This is a genomic window from Kribbella sp. NPDC054772 (genome assembly GCF_053611945.1).
Map to the genome: position 1 here is coordinate 127067 of NZ_JBSHBJ010000015.1, position 16441 is coordinate 143507.

Genomic DNA, 16441 nt, shown 5'->3' on the forward strand with positions numbered 1-16441 from the left:
CCCTCACCCGATCCGGAACACCGGACCGAAACTCCCGTCGCCGGCAGCCTTCAGCACGATGTCCCCCTTCGGCTGCCCCAGTACGACGGCGTACACCGTCTTGTCCTTCTGGGTGAACCTCACCTGGTCGCCGGCGGCTGTGGTCGCCGTCGGGCGCGTCCACGGGCGGGTGCCGTCCATCGCCTCCCGGTTGACCTTCAGCCAGGCTCCGATCGCGGTGAGCCGGCTCAGCTGGTCCGGGACGATCTCGCCCTCGCCACCGCTCGGTCCGACGTTCAGCAGCAGGGCGCCGTTGTTGGCCGCGGCCTTGGCGAGTGACCCGATCAGATCGCTCGGCTCGGCGTAGTCCTGGTCGGTCTCCTCGCGGTTGTAGCCGAACGAGCCGCCGATGCCGCGGTCCTGCTGCCAGAACTTGTCCTGGATGGTGTCGAAGTCGGTGTACTCCGGCGTTCGGAAGTCACTGTGCGGGGCAGGCTTCTGCGTGTTCACGCCTTCCGCCACATCGGGCAGCTTGAAGAGACCCTTCATGAGCTGGTCGAAGCCCCAGCGCAGCGGTTTCACGCCCATCAGCTGCCGGCCGAACGACGCCGTACCCCAGCGGTCGTCGACGACGCCTTCCGGGACGGTGTTGTAGTAGTCGGCCATCAGCGAGTAGAGCCGCTTGGAGCCGGTCGGCCAGGAGATGTCGTTCCAGAGGATGTCCGGCTTGTACCGCGTGATCAGCTCGCGCACCTGCGCCTCGGCGTACTTGCGGTAGTCCTCGCCGTAGTGCAGGTAGGCGTAGTCGCCCTGCGTCTTCACGGTCGTGCGCTGGAATGTCCAGTCGACCCCACCGGAGTAGTAGACGCCGAACTTCAGCCCCTGCTTGCGGACTGCCGTCGCCAGCTCGCCCATCAGGTCCCGTTTGGCGTGGAAGTCCGGTGCGTGCGGGTTGTGGACCTGTGTGGGCCAGAGCGAGTACCCATCGGCGTACTTGGCCGTCACCACGATGTACGACGCTCCGGCGGCCTTGAACTGCGCTGCCCACCGGTCCGGGTTCCACTGCGCCAGTCCGGCATCGAACTGCTTGGTGAAGTCGCTGTACGGCGCGTCGCCGTAGTGCTCGCGGTGATACCGACCGGTCGGCGAGTCCGGGTCCTTCATCGCGTTCGCATAGTCCTCGGCGTACGGGTTGTGCGTCATCGCGTTCCCGTACTGCGTCTCGAGCAGCTTGGCGAAGGTGGTGCCCTTGGAGGCGAAGCCCGGCACCGAGTAGAGACCCCAGTGGATCATGACCCCGAACTTGGCGTTGGCGAACCACTCCGGCAGCGGATCCCCGGGTGGGACACCTTCGACGGCAAGACGGTCAAGGTCTTCGGAGCAGCAGTTGCGTGTCGAGCAGGGGCAGCGGCTGGAACGGGAGCGGATCGCGCGGGAGATGCATGACGCCCTGGGGCATCGGCTGTCGTTGCTGAGCATGGCGGCTTGGCTGCCGTGGGTGGCCTACGATGACGGGCGTGACTGAACCGGTCCGACTGCTGCTGGTCGACGACGACCCACTGGTCCGGGCAGGGCTGTCCAGCATGCTGACCGGTGCTGCGGAACTGGAGCTGGTCGGTGAGGCCGCTGACGGCCAGCAGGCGGTCGACGCGGTCCGTGATCTGCGGCCGGACGTCGTACTGATGGACATCGGGATGCCAGTGCTGGACGGGGTTGCTGCGACGTCGGCCATCCGTCGACGAGCTGGTGCGCCGGAGGTGGTCATGCTGACCACATTTGGCTCCGATGAGCACCTGCCGCGGGCGCTGCGAGCCGGTGCGTCCGGTTACCTGCTGAAAGACGCTGCGCCGACTGAGATCGTCGCTGCGGTGCTGAACGTGGCAGCTGGTGAGTCTGTGCTGTCACCACAGTCGACCCGGCAGCTCATGGATCATGTGGGCGCAGTCGACCAGGACAGTCGGCGTACGACGGCACTCGCGGCGCTGGCGCAGTTGACCGAGCGCGAGCGGGACGTCGTACTGGCTGTGGCCCAAGGCAAGAGTAATGCGGAGGCTGCGGCCGCACTGGACCTCGGGATCGCCACGGTGAAGACGCATCTGACGAACTCGCTGGCCAAACTGCAGCTCACGAACCGCGTGCAGCTCGCACTACTGGCGCACGACGCCGGCCTGGGGGTCTGACCGTGGCAGAGATCGCTCGGGGGCACAGCGAGCGTGGCGAGCTCGTCCTGCGTCGGCGGGACGACGACGGGGCGCTGGAGCTCCGGGTCAACGGTGTGTTCGTGATGGACGATCAGGAGACGTCCAGCGAGGAGCTGCTCGCGTCGGCGGCGCTGGACGCCGTACAGCACCCAAACCGCGTGCTCGTCGGGGGACTCGGCCTCGGCTACACGGTTCGTGCACTGCTCACCGATGCGCGGCTCGGTGAGGTGGTCGTCGCCGAGATCGAGCCGGACCTGGTGTCCTGGATGCGCTCCGGTCTGGTCCCGTCGATCCTCGACGACCCCCGGGTTGCAGTCGTGGTCGGAGACGTCCGGGATGTCGTCACCGACCTCCCGGACGCCTCCGTCGACGGAATCCTGCTGGACGTCGACAACGGCCCGGACTTCCTTGTCTACAACGAGAACTCGGCCATCTACACGTCCGGCTTCCTGACAACCTGCCGCGCAAAACTCCGCACCGGCGGAGTGCTGACCGTCTGGTCCTCCTCCGCGTCCGACGCCCTGGAGTCAGCCGTCAGCACAACCTTCGGCGCCTGCATCGTCAAACCCGTCCCCGTCGACCTCCAGGGCCGCTCCGAGCTGTACTACGTGTATCAGGGCAGCTCGTAGTCCACGGTGACGCGGGCGCCCTGCTCGTCGTGCTCGTAGACGACCGTGCCGGTCAGGCCCTGCAGGTCGCCGTCGGCGGCCACGATCCGGCCAGGCGCCGCGGACTGATCGGTCGTCGCGCCGTGCAGCATCACGAACGAGCCCTTCCGCCCGGCGAGCGTGCCGGTGAACCGCTCGAGCGCCGTGTACGCCGCCGGGCCGTCGGCGGCCCCGACCATGAGCAGCTCGGCCGCGCTGGTGCCGTTCAGATCGTCGCCGGTGAACGTCTTGCCGACGGCCGCTCGGCCGAGCTGGATCGCGCCGGCCTCGTCGTACGCCGACTGGTCCCACTGCGTGATCTCGAACGTCTGGGTGAACTTCATCCCGTCCCCTCCTGTGGTGTTGTCCACAGCTTGTCTATCAGGGCGTTCCGACAACGGTGAGCGACGTACTCTGCAGGTATGGGTGATGACGCGGAGTTCAGGATCGAGCACGACACGATGGGCGAGGTGAAGGTGCCTCGGGCGGCGTTGTGGCGGGCGCAGACGCAGCGCGCGGTGGAGAACTTCCCGATCTCCGGCCGGCCGCTCGCGCCCGAGCTCGTGCACGCGCTCGCGCAGATCAAGGCCTCGGCCGCGGTCGTGAACGCCTCGCTCGGTGTCCTGGACGCGGACCGCGCGGCCGCGATCGTGACCGCCGCGGGCCAGGTGGCCGCGGGGGAGTTCGACGCCGAGTTCCCGATCGACGTCTTCCAGACCGGGTCCGGGACGTCCACGAACATGAACGTCAACGAGGTCCTGGCCACCCTCGCCACCCGCGAGTCCGGCCTCGACGTGCACCCGAACGACCATGTGAACGCGTCGCAGTCCAGCAACGACACCTTCCCGTCGGCCATCCACGTCGCGGCCACCGCCGGCGTCGTCCAGGAGCTGCTTCCGGCGCTCGAGCACCTCGCGGACTCCCTGTCCCGTAAGGGATCCGAGTTCGCCGAAGTGGTGAAGTCCGGGCGGACGCACCTGATGGACGCGACCCCGGTGACGCTCGGCCAGGAGTTCGCGGGGTACGCGCAGCAGATCCGCCGCGGCACCGCGCGGGTCCGCGCCACGCTGCCCCGCGCCGCCGAGCTGCCTCTCGGCGGCACCGCCGTCGGGACCGGGATCAACACGCCGCCCGGGTTCGCCGCAGCGGTGATCACCGAGCTGAACCGTCGTACCGGCCTGGAATTGACCGAGGCCGAGGACCACTTCGAGGCGCAAGGCGCGCGGGACGGGCTCGTCGAGCTGTCCGGCCAGCTGAAGACGGTCGCGGTCAGCCTGACCAAGATCTGCAACGATCTGCGCTGGATGGGATCCGGGCCACGCGCCGGGCTCGGCGAGATCGCGCTGCCCGACCTGCAACCCGGCTCCAGCATCATGCCGGGCAAGGTGAACCCGGTGATCTGCGAGGCGACGCTGATGGTCGCCGCCCAGGTGATCGGCAACGACACCACGATCACCGTGGCCGGCGCCGGCGGCAACTTCGAGCTGAACGTGATGCTCCCGGTGATTGCCCGTAACCTGCTGGAGTCGATCACCCTGCTGGCGAACAGTTCCCGCCTGCTCGCCGACCGCTGCGTCGACGGCATCACCGCCCACGTCGAGCACGCCCGGGCGCTCGCCGAGTCGTCGCCATCGATCGTCACCCCGCTGAACCGCTACATCGGCTACGAGAACGCGGCCGCGGTCGCCAAGAGCGCCCTGAAACAAGGGAAGACGATCCGTGAAGTCGTGATCGAGAACGGTCACGTCGAGAAGGGCGACCTGACCGAGGAGCAGCTGGACGCCGCCCTCGACGTCCTGTCCATGACCCGGCCGGCCGGTTCATGACGCAGTACTGGGAGCCGGGGACGACGATCGAGTGGGTCTACGAGGGCACGGAGCGGCACGCCTACCTGCCGAACGTGCGACCGATGACGGTCGTGCGCGACGACGCGGACGGCCTGGTCGCCTGGCTCGCCCCCGGTACGCCGCTGCTCAAACCGGTCCTCGCCGACGGACAAGAGCTCCGGTACGCCGGTCCGGTCGGGATGTTCACCGCGGACCGGGTGCTGAAACTCGACATCTGGCACGGCACCGGGATCCTCAAGGTCTCGCCACCCGGCAAACCGTGGTCGGTCTGGTACTTCTGGGCCGCGGACGGGACCTTCAACGGGTGGTACGTGAACCTTGAGCGTGAACACGTGCGGGACTGGGCTTCCCGTCGTACCAGCACCGTCGATCATGTGCTTGACCTGTGGATCAAACCGGACCGCAGCATCGAATGGAAGGACGAGGACGAACTCGAAGGGGCCGTTACCGCCGGCCGTTTCACGCCCGCCGAGGCGGAGCAGATCATCGCCGACGCCCACAAAGCGATCCGCGACATCGAGGCGTGGACGTCGCCGTTCTGCGACGACTGGCAGACCTGGACAGCTCCACCCGACTGGCCGCTGCCGGCCGCGCCGACCAGCCACCAGCCGACCCTGATCGCACCGGAACTGCACAGCTGACGGCGTAGGCCGACAACGGCTGGGTCACGAGCGGTTGCAACTCCCGCGAACCGTCTTACCTTGGGGATATGGACACGATCGAGCTGGATGCCGAGGAGCTGCAGCTGATGCGTTCGGCGCTGAACAGCTACCTCCAGGCCTTCGGCCACAACGAAGCCGACCTGGTCAAAGCCACCCGCGCCCTACTCGCCAAGCTCCCCGAGCAGGTAGACAGCCAAGCCAGCTGACCCACCCCCGCGCACGGCAGGCGTGTGCGCGGTGATCCCGCGCCCAACCCCGGCCAGCCCCCGCCGGTCCCCCACGCACGCGCCCACCCCAGCGCGTTCGCCGCACTCGCTGAGGTCCTCCACGCGGGAGGGGTTATCCCCGCGCGTGGAGGGTTGTCCGCCCGTGTACCAGCGGAGAACCCCCAACTCGAACGGATAACCCCTCCCGCGCGGGCAGCCTGAGGAGCGTCCGGGGGGCGAGGCGGTGGGGTGGCAGGGCGGTGGGGTCGGCGGGGTTGGTGGATCGGCAGGTGGACAGGTAGTGCACCGCGGTACGGCGTACGCGCGGGTGGGTTCACGCTCAGGTGCACTACCCCGGAGCGTGACACCTCCTGTCGAGCTGCCGGTCCGCGACAACGCCGCGTGCCTTCGCCACCACCGTCGCGCGACTACGATCGCCCCGCCCGGATCGCGTGCCGGCCGAGGAAGCGGGCGGCACGCGAGAGGTTATCCCCGCGTGTTGGGGGTTCTGCGCTCGTACACCACCGGATAACCCATCACGCGAGCGGATAACCCCTCCCGCGCGGGCAGCTGAACCGGGCGGACCGGTGGCGGGAGGGGCTTGTGGGGTGAAGTGTGTGCTGTCCCGGGACTGTTTCAGCTGCGGGGGCGGACGGTGAGGGGGACGGGCTTTCTGGTGTCGGTGAAGAAGTCGTTGCCCTTGTCGTCGACGACGATGAAGGCGGGGAAGTCCTCGACCTGGATCTTCCAGATCGCTTCCATGCCGAGTTCGGCGTACTCGAGGACGTCGACGGACTTGATGCAGTCCTGGGCGAGCCGGGCCGCGGGGCCGCCGATGGAGCCGAGGTAGAAGCCGCCGTGGTCCTTGCAGGCCGCGGTCACCTTCGCGGAGCGGTTGCCCTTGGCAAGCATGACGAACGAGCCGCCGGCCGCCTGGAACTGGTCGACGTACGCGTCCATCCGGCCGGCCGTGGTCGGGCCGAAGGAGCCGGAGGCGTAGCCCTCGGGGGTCTTCGCGGGGCCGGCGTAGTACACCGCGTGGTCACGCAGGTACTGCGGCATCGGCTCGCCGGCGTCGAGGCGTTCCTTGATCTTCGCGTGCGCGATGTCGCGCGCCACGACGAGCGGTCCGCTCAGCGACAGCCGGGTCTTCACCGGCAGCTTGGACAACTCGGCGCGGATCTCGCTCATCGGCCGGTTCAGGTCGACCCGGACGACGTCGGAGTCGTCGAGGTGCTCGTCGGTGGTGTCCGGCAGGAAGCGCGCCGGCTCCCGCTCGAGCTGCTCCAGGAACACGCCCTCGGGGGTGATCTTCGCCAGCGCCTGCCGGTCCGCCGAGCAGGAGACCGCGATCGCGACCGGGCAGGACGCACCGTGCCGCGGCAGCCGGATCACGCGGACGTCGTGGCAGAAGTACTTCCCGCCGAACTGTGCCCCGATCCCGAACTGCTGCGTGAGCTTGAAGACCTCCTCCTCGAGTTCCACGTCCCGGAACCCGTGCCCGACCGGCGATCCGGTCGTCGGCAGCGTGTCGAGGTAGTGGGCGGAGGCGTACTTCGCGGTCTTCAGCGCGTACTCGGCCGACGTCCCGCCGACCACGACCGCGAGGTGGTACGGCGGGCAGGCCGCCGTACCCAGCGACCTGATCTTCTCGTCCAGGAACTCCATCATCCGCGACGGGTTCAGCACCGCCTTGGTCTCCTGGTAGAGGAACGACTTGTTCGCCGACCCGCCGCCCTTGGCCATGAACAGGAACTTGTACGTCGGGTCGCCGGCGCCCGCCGGAGTCGAGTACAGCTCGATCTGCGCGGGCAGGTTGGAGCCGGTGTTCTTCTCGTCCCACATGCTCAGCGGGGCCATCTGGGAGTAGCGGAGGTTCAGCTTGGTGTAGGCGTCGTACACGCCGCGGCTGATCCACTCCTCGTCGACCGCGCCGGTCAGTACGCCCTCGGACTTCTTGCCCATCACGATCGCGGTACCGGTGTCCTGGCACATGGGGAGCACGCCGCCGGCCGAGATGTTCGCGTTCTTGAGCAGGTCGAGCGCGACGAACCGGTCGTTCCCGGACGCCTCCGGGTCGTCGATGATGCGGCGCAGCTGGGTCAGGTGCGCGGTCCGCAGGTAGTGCGAGATGTCGTGCATCGCCTCGGAGGTCAGCTGCTGCAGCACCTCCGGCTGCACCTGCAGGAACGTCCGGTCGCCCGCGGTGAATGTACTGACACCTTCGGTCGTCAGCAGCCGGTACTCCGTCTCGTCGGCGCCCAACGGCAACAGGTCGGAGTAGTTGAAGTCGGCAGACACCGGGCATACCTCCAGCAGGAGTGGACTGAACGCCCAAAGCCTAGTTCTCCCCGCCGGACCGGCCGACGCGACCTCCGTCTCACCCGCCGGTGAGGCGACCCTCACTCCGCAGCTCCGAATCAGGGGCCCGGTCAGGGGGGAATGGGGGAAGAAACGGGCGGCAGGCGGGGTGCTGCGCGCGTATGGTTCTGAGCGTGGCTCAGGATGACGTTCCCCAGGAGAACCGACCGCAGGATGTCGTGCCCGCGCAGGCGCCGACCGGTGACGAGTTGGCGATGCGGCGACGGGTTTCCGACCTGGAGCGGGAGGAAGTCGCCGACGTACTGCGGGAGGCCGCGGGCGAGGGGCGGCTGTCGTACGCCGAACTCGAGGAGCGGCTCGAGACGCTGTACTCCTCCAAGACGTACGGCGAGCTCGTCGAGCTCACGTCCGACCTGCCGAACGGTCTGCAGGTCCCCGGTACGTCGGCAGTCCCATCCGCCGGGTCGCAGTACAGCGGGGCGCTGGTCGAGTCCGGGCCGGTCATCAATGTGATCCTGTCCGACACCAAGAGGACGGGTAACTGGCTGGTGCCGCGGCGCCAGGAGGTGAACGCCGTCCTCGGCGACGTCACGCTGGACTACACCGAGGCGCAGATCCCGTTCGACGAGATCCAGGTGGACGTGAAGTCGATCCTCGCCGACGTGAAGATCCGCGTTCCGCAGAACGCGATCGTGGTGCTGGACAGCAACCCGATCCTCGGCTCGATCTCCGAACAGGAAGCCGGCCTGAAAGCCGTCCCCGACCCGAACGCCCAGTCGGCGGCGCCCCTGCGCATCCACATCCGCGGCACCGCCGTCCTCGGCGAGATCAAGATCAAACGCGGCCCCCGCCTGAGCAAACGCCTCGGCCTCACCTGAGCTGGTGCTGCTGCTCCGCCAGCACCTCGTCCAGCCACGTCCGGAACGACTCCAGGTCGTTCACGTGGCTCTGAGCCAGGGTGAGGTTCTTGGCCCAGATGTCCTTCGGGAACACTTCCAGCCGTCGGAACAGCCGTGGACCGGAGACAACGCCGATCGAGCTGATCTCGGTCCAGAGCATGGAGCGTCGACGTCCCAGGTGGATTCCGCGCTGATCGACGACCAGGAGCGGGCGCTGGGTGATCAGCTGCCAGCTGATCGCGACGAGGCCGGCGAGATACCCCAGAATCATCAGGTAGCCGAGGAGACGGTCGCCGCTGTCGAGGATGTCCGGGATGCGCGTGGCATAGCTGAGGGACACGACGACCACAAACAGCATCGGTGGCTGGGCGATCGGCGATCGGCGCAGGGGAAACTCGACGCGCCCGTTGCGGTGCATCTCGACGATCCACGCCTCGGGTAGGCGTTCACCCATGACCTTCATGTCGTCCCCCAGCCGCGTGACCCCGCCCCCGGAGCAGGGTCACTGTACTCCGGCTGGTCAGTTTCGGTGAGCGGTCGCGGTCCAGCGGCCGGAGTGGCGGTTGATCTCGATCGGGTGGGCGAACGTCGTCGAGATCAGCTCGGTGGTGATGGTGTCCTCGACCGGGCCGGCGGCGAGGAGGCGGCCCTCGGTGATGAGGGCCGCGTGGGTGGTGCAGGTGGGGAGTTCCTCGAGGTGGTGGGTGACCAGGACCCATGCCAGGTGCGGGTGACTGGCGTCGATCTGGTCGAGGGTTTCCAGGAGCTGCTCGCGCGCGGCGACGTCGAGGCCGGTGGAGGGCTCGTCGAGCAGGAGCAGCTTCGGGTCGGAGATGAGGGAGCGCGCGATCAACGCGCGGCCGCGCTCGCCCTGGGACAGCGTGGTCCAGGACGAGGCGGCGATCCCGCCGATGCCGAGCAGGTCGATCAGCTCCCGCGCCCGCTCCACCTGAGCGGGGGTCGGCTCCCAGCGCGGCATCCGTTCGATCGTCCCGGTCAGGCCGGTGAGCACGATGTCGAGGATGCTCAGCGGAGAGCGGAGCGGGTGCCGCGGGTTCACGTGCCCGATCGACTCGCGCAGGGTGCGAATGTCGACCGTACCGAGGCGTCGTCCGAGGATCTCGACGGTGCCTCGGGTCGGATGGGTGATCGCTCCGCACAGGTTCAGCAGGGTGCTCTTGCCGGCCCCGTTCGGCCCGAGCAGCGCCCAGCGCTCGCCCTCGCCGACGGTCAGGGAGACGCCGCCGAGCAGCACTTTGCCGTCGCGGACGAAGTCGACATCCTTCAGTTCGAGCACCCGTAAACCTCCTCGTACAACGCCTTCAACTCTTCCGGACTCGCTTCCCGCCCGGTGCCGTCCGTGTGCTGCTGCACCCGCCGCGCGAACGCCCGCTCCTCCGCGGCCGGCAGGCGAATGCCGTACACAGACTCCAGCACGTGTGCGATCCCACCCTTACCCGACTGGCTGTTCACCCGGACCACCGCCTCGTACCCACGCCCCACATCGGCCGGGTCGATCGGCAGGTACGGCACCTCCCAAGCACCAGAACCCTGTACGGCGAATCCCTTGCGGATCGCGTCCTGGTGCGTGCCCGAGAAGGCGGTGTACACGAGCTCACCGACGTACGGGTGCCGCGGATGGATCGGCATCCGGGTGCAGTGCTCGACGACTTCGCGGATCCGGTCGATCTCGGAGAAGTCCACCATCGGGTCGACGCCCTGCGCGTGCAGGTTGAGCGCGAGGGTCGCGATGTCGACGTTGCCGGTGCGTTCGCCGTTCCCGAAGATGCAGCCCTCGACGCGTTGCGCTCCGGCCAGTACGGCGAGTTCCGCGCAGGCGATCCCGGTCCCGCGATCGTTGTGCGGGTGCACCGACAGGATCACACCGTCGCGACGCGGCAGGTTCTGGTGCATGTACTCGATCTGGTCGGCGTAGACGTTCGGCGTCGCCACCTCGACGGTCGCCGGCAGGTTCATGATCACCGGCCGCTCGGGCGTCGCGTCCCACTGCTTGGTGAGCTGGTCCGCGAGCTCGAGCACGAAGTCCGGCTCGGTCAGGTTGTACACCTCGGGCGAGAACTGGAACCGCACCGAGTCCCCGGCCAGCCGCAGGATCTCCTCGGACCCGGCGTAGATCATCGACGCCAGCTCGTCGCGCGACTTCCGCAGTACGACGTCCCGCCACACCGGCGCGGTCGCGGCGTACATGTGGATGACGACGTCGCCGCGCATCCCGGCGACGGACTCGACGGTGCGCTCGATGAGATCGCGGCGGGCGGGGGTGAACACGACGACGGTCACGTCGGACGGGACGAGGTCGGAGGTCGCCAGCATCCGGACGAAGTCGAAGTCGGTCTGCGACGCGGACGGGTAGCCGACCTCGATCTCCTTGTAGCCGATGGCAACCATCAGCTCGAAGAAGGTGCGCTTGCGCTCGGGGTCCATCGGGTCGGCCAGGGCCTGATTGCCGTCCCGGAGATCGACCGGTACCCACAGCGGGGCGCTGGTGATCCGGCGGTCCGGCCAGGTGCGGTCGACCGGCGCGACCGGGACCTTCGCGAAGACGTCGCGGTACCGGTGGCTGGGCATGGGGGAGGGCTGCTGGCGATTCATGGTGGGTCCTTCCGGGGAGTGCGGGGCAGGACCGGCGGGCGACGGCACTCCACGGAGGGAGCGCCGATCGAATCAGCTCCCGCCGTGGCGGCGAAGAAGGAGAAGGCCCGGGAGCTTGCGCATGCCGAGCACGCTATCAACTCCTCAGACAAGCTGACAACCTGAGTTCCTCTAAACTACCCGCATGATTCGCCGTCACCCGCTGGCCGAGCAGGCCGCCGAGGAGTTGCTGCGCCGGATCGGGAGCGGTGAGTGGACGCTCGGCGCCAAGCTCCCCGGCGAGACCACGCTGGCGGCGCAGCTAGGGGTTGGCCGGTCCACGATCCGGGAGGCCGTGCGTGAACTGGCCGGGCGCCGGGTGCTGGAGAGCCGGCAGGGTGCGGGCGTGTTCGTGATCGCGCTGCAGGCGGCCGAGGACTGGGACAAGGTGTTGCGCAAGGCCGACATCACCGACGTCCTGGAGGGGCGCCTGGCGATCGAGACCGAGGGGGCTCGGCTGGCGGCGTCACGTCGTACGCCAGCGGATCTGAAGGACTTCCGCTACACGCTTGCGGACCGGAAACGGGCGGCCGCGAACGCGCCGGACGATTGGTACATCGAGGCGGACCTGGCGTTCCACCGCGCGGTGGTGACGGCCGCGCACAACGCCGTACTGACGGAGCTGTTCGACACGTTCGTGCCGCGGATCCGGCGGGCGATGATCGACATGCTGAAGCTGGACGACGAACATCGCCACCGCCACGACCAGGCCGCGCACGAGGCGATCGCGGACGCCATCCGCGCCAAGGACCCCGACTTGGCCGCGACGCGCGCCCGCGAACACCTCAGCGCGGTGCGAAGCTCACTGGCCTAGTCGCGGTGCTGTTCGAGGAGCGACCGCAGCCAGGGCGTCAGCGCGGCCAGATCCTCGACGTTGTCCTGCGGGATCGAGATCGGCCGGGTACGGCGGTCCGCCGGCGTGACCTGGACCGTCCGAGCGAGTGGCAGACCGGCCGGGCCGTCGATGCTCGTGATGCCGGACCAGGGGAGGTTGCGGCCGCGGCTGATCCCGTCGCTGTCGATCCGGACCACGGGGCGATTGGTGATCAGCTGCCACGCGGTCAGCGCGGTCCCGTAGACGAACGCGGCCAGTGCGGTGAGGCGGAGCACGCTGAGGGTGCCGGTGAACCCGTCGGACTGCAGGTGGTCCACGTTCGTCCACGCGGACGCCACCATCAGCAGGCCGAAAGCCGCTAGCCGCACCACGAGCCGGCCGCGGCGTGGCGGGAACTCCACGCTGCCCTTGGACTCCAGCTCAGCGGACCACGTCTCGGCGGACACTCATGAACCCCACTTCGCGGTGTGCTCGGCCGCGGTCGGCGGGTCGGCGCCGTGGCGGGTGCAGGTGATCGCCGCAGCCTTCACCGCGTAGTCCACGACGTCGCGCAGGTCCTCGAATGTCAGTCCGGCGAGCCGCCGTTCGCCGAGCAGCCCGCGCGCGTCGAGGCCGGCGATCAGTGCCGACATGAACGAGTCGCCCGCGCCGACGGTGTCGACGACCTCGATCACCGGCGCGGTCACGTCGACCCGTGCGTCGCGGCTGACCCCGAGCGCGCCCTTGCCGCCGCGGGTGATCACCACGCACTGGGTCCGCTCCGCGGTCAGCAGCTCCTCCGCGATGTCCTCCGGATACATCCCGGGTCGGAGGAACTCGCAGTCCTCATCGCTGAGTTTGACCAGGTCGCTCAAGGCCGCAAGCGCCCGTACCGCTTCCCAGGTCGCGACGGGGTCGGGGGTGATGCTCGGGCGCGCGTTCGGGTCCAGCGTCACGGTCACCGGCTGATCGGCGACCGACTCCAGGAACTCCCGGATCGCTGCCGCGCCGGGCTCCAGGACGGTCGCGATCGACCCGGTGTGGATCGCCGGACAGCCGCGGGACAGCGACAGCGCCGGAGGCTCCCACGCGATGTCGAACTTGTACGTCGCGACGCCGGCCGCATCGAGCGTCGCGGTCGCGGTGCTGGTCCGGAACTTGGGGTCGACCGAGCCCGGCGCCAGCTGCACGCCGTTCCCGAACAGGTGCGCCCCGAGCTGATCGCCGTACGCGTCGGTCCCGAACCGCGTCACCAACTCGGTCGGTACGCCGAGGCGCGCCAGCCCGACCGCGACGTTCGCGGGAGACCCGCCGGGGGTCGCGTTGGTCTTGCCGTTCCCGTTCCCGTTCCCGTTACGAGGCTTGGCGGCACTGCCGACGATGTCCACGAGGGCCTCACCGACGACGAGCAGAGGGACGGTCACTGGGCCTCCCGGCCGGGACTGAGGAGCATCGGAAGCAGGGACGGCTCGGAGCCACAGCCCCGGGACCACGGCGGAGGCGCGGCCGAAAGCACAGTGCTCATCGCGCGTGCTCGAAGTCGATGGCGGAGTACGCGCGGAGCTTGGACAGCTGGTGGACGCTCTCGATGCTGCGGATCGTGCCGCTGCGCGATCGCATCACCAGCGAATGGGTGCGCGCGGTCGAGCCGCCGTACCGGACGCCGCGGAGCAGTTCGCCGTCGGTGATGCCGGTCGCGACGAAGAAGCAGTCGTCGCCGCCGACCAGGTTGTCGGTGTCGAGCACCCGGTCCAGGTCGTGGCCGGCGTCCAGCGCCTTCTGCCGTTCCGCGTCGCCGCGCGGCCAGAGCTTGCCCTGGATCTTGCCGCCGAGGCACTTCATCGCACAGGCCGCGATGATGCCTTCCGGCGTACCGCCGATCCCGAGCAGCATGTCCAGGCCGGTGTCCGGCCGGGCCGCCTCGACCGCGCCGGCCACGTCACCGTCGGAGATGAACTTGATCCGCGCGCCGGTCGCCCGGATCTGCCGGGCCAGGTCCTCGTGCCGCGGCCGGTCCAGCAGGACGACGGTGACGTCGTCGACCGTGGAGCCCTTCGCCTTCGCGACCCGGCGGATGTTCTCCGCGACCGGGAGCCGGATGTCGACCACCTCGGCGGCCTCCGGGCCCACGACGAGCTTCTCCATGTAGAAGACCGCCGACGGGTCGTACATCGAGTTCCGCGGCGCCACCGCCATCACGGCGATCCCGTTGGCCATGCCCTTCGCGACCAGCGTCGTACCGTCGACCGGGTCGACCGCCACGTCGCACTCCGGTCCGGCGCCCGAGCCGACCTGCTCGCCGTTGTAGAGCATCGGGGCGTTGTCCTTCTCGCCCTCGCCGATCACCACGACGCCGTTCATCCCCACGGTGCCGATCAGCGTCCGCATAGCGTTCACGGCCGCGCCGTCAGCGCCGTTCTTGTCACCACGGCCGACCCAGCGCCCGGCCGCCATCGCCGCGGCCTCGGTGACCCGCACCAGTTCGAGCGCGAGGTTCCGGTCGGGCGCATCGGCCTCGACCTCCAGATGGGCAGGCGGAGTCGTCGGATCGCTCATGCTTCCACCTCGCTGGCGCTCGGCTCCAGCACGAGCGATAGATCGGCTCTGCTGGTTGGTCGCTCGCTGCGCTCGCTCATGCCAACGGATCGTAGCCAACGGCCCGAGGGGGTGTTCGGGCGGATTGCGCCTCGGGAGACACTGTGGGTATGAGTTCGACAGGTCAGGATGCTTCCAACGAGGCTGCGGCGCGGGAGCGGGCGCAGATCCAGGCGGAGGCGAACGAGTACCGGCAGGCGTACCGGCGGGACAAGCGGAAGTCGCAGACCGTCGGCAACATGGTGTTCGCGCTGCTGATCTGTCTCGTCGTGGTCGCGTTCCTGATCATCGTCACCTGGCGGCCGAAGCAGGAGACGGTCAAGGCCGTCGAGTACACCGCGCAACTGCAGGACGCCCGCAAGGCCGCCTCCTGGGTGCTCGGGCCGGAGCCGATGCCGTCCGGGTGGACCGCGACGAGCGTCGAGTTCCGCTCACCTCAGCAGGAGCCGATGACCTGGCATCTCGGCGTCGTCACGAACGAGAAGAAATACGTCGGCCTCGAACAATCGAATGTCTCCGGCGGCAAATACCTCGCCGACAAGCTCGGCAGAACCACCGACGACGGTACGACGACCGTCGACGGGGTGACCTGGCAACGCAAGGTTCTGCTGGACCGCAAGGGCGAGAACGCGTTGGTGCGGATAGGTTCCGGAGTGACCACGATCGTCACCGGAAATGCCGGATATCCGGCCCTCGAAACGTTCGCCGTGACCTTGCACTGAGTGGTTTTCGTCGCACCGAGTGCCGGTGAGTTTCCCGGGCACCGCCGGGTTTCGCTGCGTATTACCGAGTTTCCGCCGGCGCGCTGACCAATTTCCGGGCATTTCCGCCCACTTTCCGGACGGTCGTTGACACGTGCCCTCGGCAATTGGTTCGATCGATGCACGGCTTGTGCACGCTCGGGGACTAGCGGAAGGGCCAACCATGGTCGCGCCGTCCCGGGTGAAGGGTTGACCCGCCGATGTTCATCACCGGGATCTTGCTGGGTGCCGACGGCTCGCCGCATCTCGGCACTCCGTGGCAGCTCCTGGCCTACGGCGGCGGCACGCTGTTCGGTGCGGCGCTCGAGAGCGCCCGCGAGTGCTCCTTCGACCAGTTGGTGGTGACGCTGGGCAGCGCCTCGGAGGCCGTCCACGAGCGGATCGACCTGGACGGAGTGCGGGTGGTCGAGTCCCCGCACTACGACACCGGGAGTTCCTCGATCGTCCCGGCCCTCGACGCGGTCGACCGGCGGGCCGACGGGATCGTCGTCCTGCCGGGTGATCAGCCCGGGATCACGTCGGCCGCCGTCTGGTCGCTCGTCGCCGAGGCCGCGACACCGATCGGCGTCTGCCGGTACGACGACGGCGACGGCTACCCGTGCTGGTTCGGGCGCGAGCTGTTCGGCGAACTCCGCACGCTCCGTAGTGACGCGGACCTGTGGACCTCCGTCCACAGCGGCGTCCACCGCATCACCAGAGTCGATGCCATCGGCAACGTCCCGCCCCGCGTCACCACCTGGGCCGAGTACCACCGGCTCCTCTCCGGTACCCCCATCCCGGAGGACCTCCCGCTCGACACCCACCCGATCCCCGTCGTCCCGCTGACCCGCACCCGCCGCCGTACCGCCCCATAACC

General features: G+C 68.8%; 19 protein-coding genes. 10 read left to right on the forward strand and 9 right to left on the reverse strand.

What is annotated here, in order from left to right:
- Positions 1–3: 3 nt before the first annotated feature.
- Entirely contained in the window at positions 4–1419 is a 1416-nt protein-coding gene (locus tag ACWGID_RS23490; RefSeq protein WP_452199920.1) for an alpha-L-fucosidase, read from the reverse strand.
- Between ACWGID_RS23490 and ACWGID_RS23495 the strand changes: the two genes are divergently transcribed.
- From ACWGID_RS23495 to ACWGID_RS23505, 3 genes are read left to right on the forward strand one after another with little or no spacing between them, the layout of a single operon-like run.
- Positions 1367–1504, forward strand: a complete 138-nt coding sequence (locus ACWGID_RS23495; protein WP_452199807.1) for a histidine kinase — start codon at positions 1367–1369, stop codon at positions 1502–1504. The two genes, ACWGID_RS23490 and ACWGID_RS23495, sit on opposite strands and share 53 nt — an antisense overlap.
- A complete protein-coding gene (locus tag ACWGID_RS23500) occupies positions 1488–2159 on the forward strand; it encodes a response regulator (RefSeq protein WP_452199809.1) in 672 nt (223 codons plus the stop codon). The genes ACWGID_RS23495 and ACWGID_RS23500 overlap by 17 nt, the downstream gene beginning before the upstream one ends.
- A 2-nt stretch (positions 2160–2161) precedes the next feature.
- Positions 2162–2809 (forward strand): spermine/spermidine synthase domain-containing protein, encoded by a 648-nt coding sequence (locus ACWGID_RS23505; protein ID WP_452199811.1) that lies wholly within the window; start codon positions 2162–2164, stop codon positions 2807–2809.
- Here the strand turns inward: ACWGID_RS23505 and ACWGID_RS23510 are convergent.
- Entirely contained in the window at positions 2794–3171 is a 378-nt protein-coding gene (locus tag ACWGID_RS23510) for a DUF3224 domain-containing protein (protein ID WP_452199813.1), read from the reverse strand. The two genes, ACWGID_RS23505 and ACWGID_RS23510, sit on opposite strands and share 16 nt — an antisense overlap.
- Before the next feature lie 78 nt (positions 3172–3249).
- Here ACWGID_RS23510 and ACWGID_RS23515 point away from each other — a divergent pair, with 78 nt between their 5' ends.
- The 3 genes from ACWGID_RS23515 (at position 3250) to ACWGID_RS23525 (ending at position 5542) form a co-directional block, all read left to right on the forward strand.
- Positions 3250–4653, forward strand: a complete 1404-nt coding sequence (locus ACWGID_RS23515; protein WP_452199814.1) for a class II fumarate hydratase — start codon at positions 3250–3252, stop codon at positions 4651–4653.
- Positions 4650–5315, forward strand: a complete 666-nt coding sequence (locus tag ACWGID_RS23520; RefSeq protein WP_452199816.1) for a DUF402 domain-containing protein — start codon at positions 4650–4652, stop codon at positions 5313–5315. The genes ACWGID_RS23515 and ACWGID_RS23520 overlap by 4 nt, the downstream gene beginning before the upstream one ends.
- Before the next feature lie 68 nt (positions 5316–5383).
- Positions 5384–5542 carry a hypothetical protein gene (locus ACWGID_RS23525; protein ID WP_452199818.1) on the forward strand — a complete coding sequence of 53 codons (159 nt, stop codon included), beginning with the start codon at positions 5384–5386 and terminating at the stop codon, positions 5540–5542.
- A 636-nt stretch (positions 5543–6178) separates the two neighbouring features.
- Here ACWGID_RS23525 and ACWGID_RS23530 read toward each other — a convergent pair.
- The gene (locus tag ACWGID_RS23530; protein WP_452199820.1) at positions 6179–7843 is read right to left on the reverse strand and encodes a fumarate hydratase; all 1665 of its coding nucleotides are present in this window, start codon (positions 7841–7843) and stop codon (positions 6179–6181) included.
- Positions 7844–8037: 194 nt separating this feature from the next.
- Here ACWGID_RS23530 and ACWGID_RS23535 point away from each other — a divergent pair, with 194 nt between their 5' ends.
- On the forward strand, positions 8038–8742 hold the full coding sequence (locus ACWGID_RS23535; RefSeq protein ID WP_452199822.1) for a DUF1707 SHOCT-like domain-containing protein: 705 nt from the start codon (positions 8038–8040) through the stop codon (positions 8740–8742).
- Here ACWGID_RS23535 and ACWGID_RS23540 read toward each other — a convergent pair.
- The 3 genes from ACWGID_RS23540 to ACWGID_RS23550 are packed head-to-tail and all read right to left on the reverse strand — an operon-like array spanning position 8735 to position 11376.
- Entirely contained in the window at positions 8735–9226 is a 492-nt protein-coding gene (locus ACWGID_RS23540) for a hypothetical protein (protein ID WP_452199824.1), read from the reverse strand. The two genes, ACWGID_RS23535 and ACWGID_RS23540, sit on opposite strands and share 8 nt — an antisense overlap.
- Before the next feature lie 57 nt (positions 9227–9283).
- Positions 9284–10060 carry an ABC transporter ATP-binding protein gene (locus ACWGID_RS23545; protein ID WP_452199826.1) on the reverse strand — a complete coding sequence of 259 codons (777 nt, stop codon included), beginning with the start codon at positions 10058–10060 and terminating at the stop codon, positions 9284–9286.
- Positions 10048–11376: a 2-isopropylmalate synthase gene (locus ACWGID_RS23550; protein ID WP_452199828.1), complete on the reverse strand. Its 1329-nt coding sequence runs from the start codon at positions 11374–11376 to the stop codon at positions 10048–10050. Before ACWGID_RS23550 ends, ACWGID_RS23545 begins: the two co-directional genes overlap by 13 nt.
- 184 nt (positions 11377–11560) lie before the next feature.
- Here ACWGID_RS23550 and ACWGID_RS23555 point away from each other — a divergent pair, with 184 nt between their 5' ends.
- Positions 11561–12229: a FadR/GntR family transcriptional regulator gene (locus ACWGID_RS23555; protein ID WP_452199829.1), complete on the forward strand. Its 669-nt coding sequence runs from the start codon at positions 11561–11563 to the stop codon at positions 12227–12229.
- Here ACWGID_RS23555 and ACWGID_RS23560 read toward each other — a convergent pair.
- The 3 genes from ACWGID_RS23560 to glpX all read right to left on the reverse strand — a co-directional run bounded on the left by ACWGID_RS23560 (position 12226) and on the right by glpX (position 14785).
- The gene (locus tag ACWGID_RS23560; protein ID WP_452199831.1) at positions 12226–12696 is read right to left on the reverse strand and encodes a hypothetical protein; all 471 of its coding nucleotides are present in this window, start codon (positions 12694–12696) and stop codon (positions 12226–12228) included. The two genes, ACWGID_RS23555 and ACWGID_RS23560, sit on opposite strands and share 4 nt — an antisense overlap.
- Positions 12697–13653, reverse strand: coding sequence for a carbohydrate kinase family protein (locus tag ACWGID_RS23565; protein WP_452199832.1), 957 nt, complete (start codon positions 13651–13653; stop codon positions 12697–12699).
- A gap of 97 nt (positions 13654–13750) precedes the next feature.
- Positions 13751–14785 (reverse strand): class II fructose-bisphosphatase, encoded by a 1035-nt coding sequence (gene glpX / locus ACWGID_RS23570; RefSeq protein WP_452199834.1) that lies wholly within the window; start codon positions 14783–14785, stop codon positions 13751–13753.
- Between the two features lie 149 nt (positions 14786–14934).
- Between glpX and ACWGID_RS23575 the strand changes: the two genes are divergently transcribed.
- Together ACWGID_RS23575 and ACWGID_RS23580 are read left to right on the forward strand one after the other, a co-directional pair.
- Positions 14935–15546 (forward strand): DUF4245 domain-containing protein, encoded by a 612-nt coding sequence (locus ACWGID_RS23575; protein ID WP_452199836.1) that lies wholly within the window; start codon positions 14935–14937, stop codon positions 15544–15546.
- Positions 15547–15785: 239 nt separating this feature from the next.
- Positions 15786–16439, forward strand: a complete 654-nt coding sequence (locus tag ACWGID_RS23580; protein WP_452199838.1) for a nucleotidyltransferase family protein — start codon at positions 15786–15788, stop codon at positions 16437–16439.
- Positions 16440–16441 lie beyond the last annotated feature (2 nt).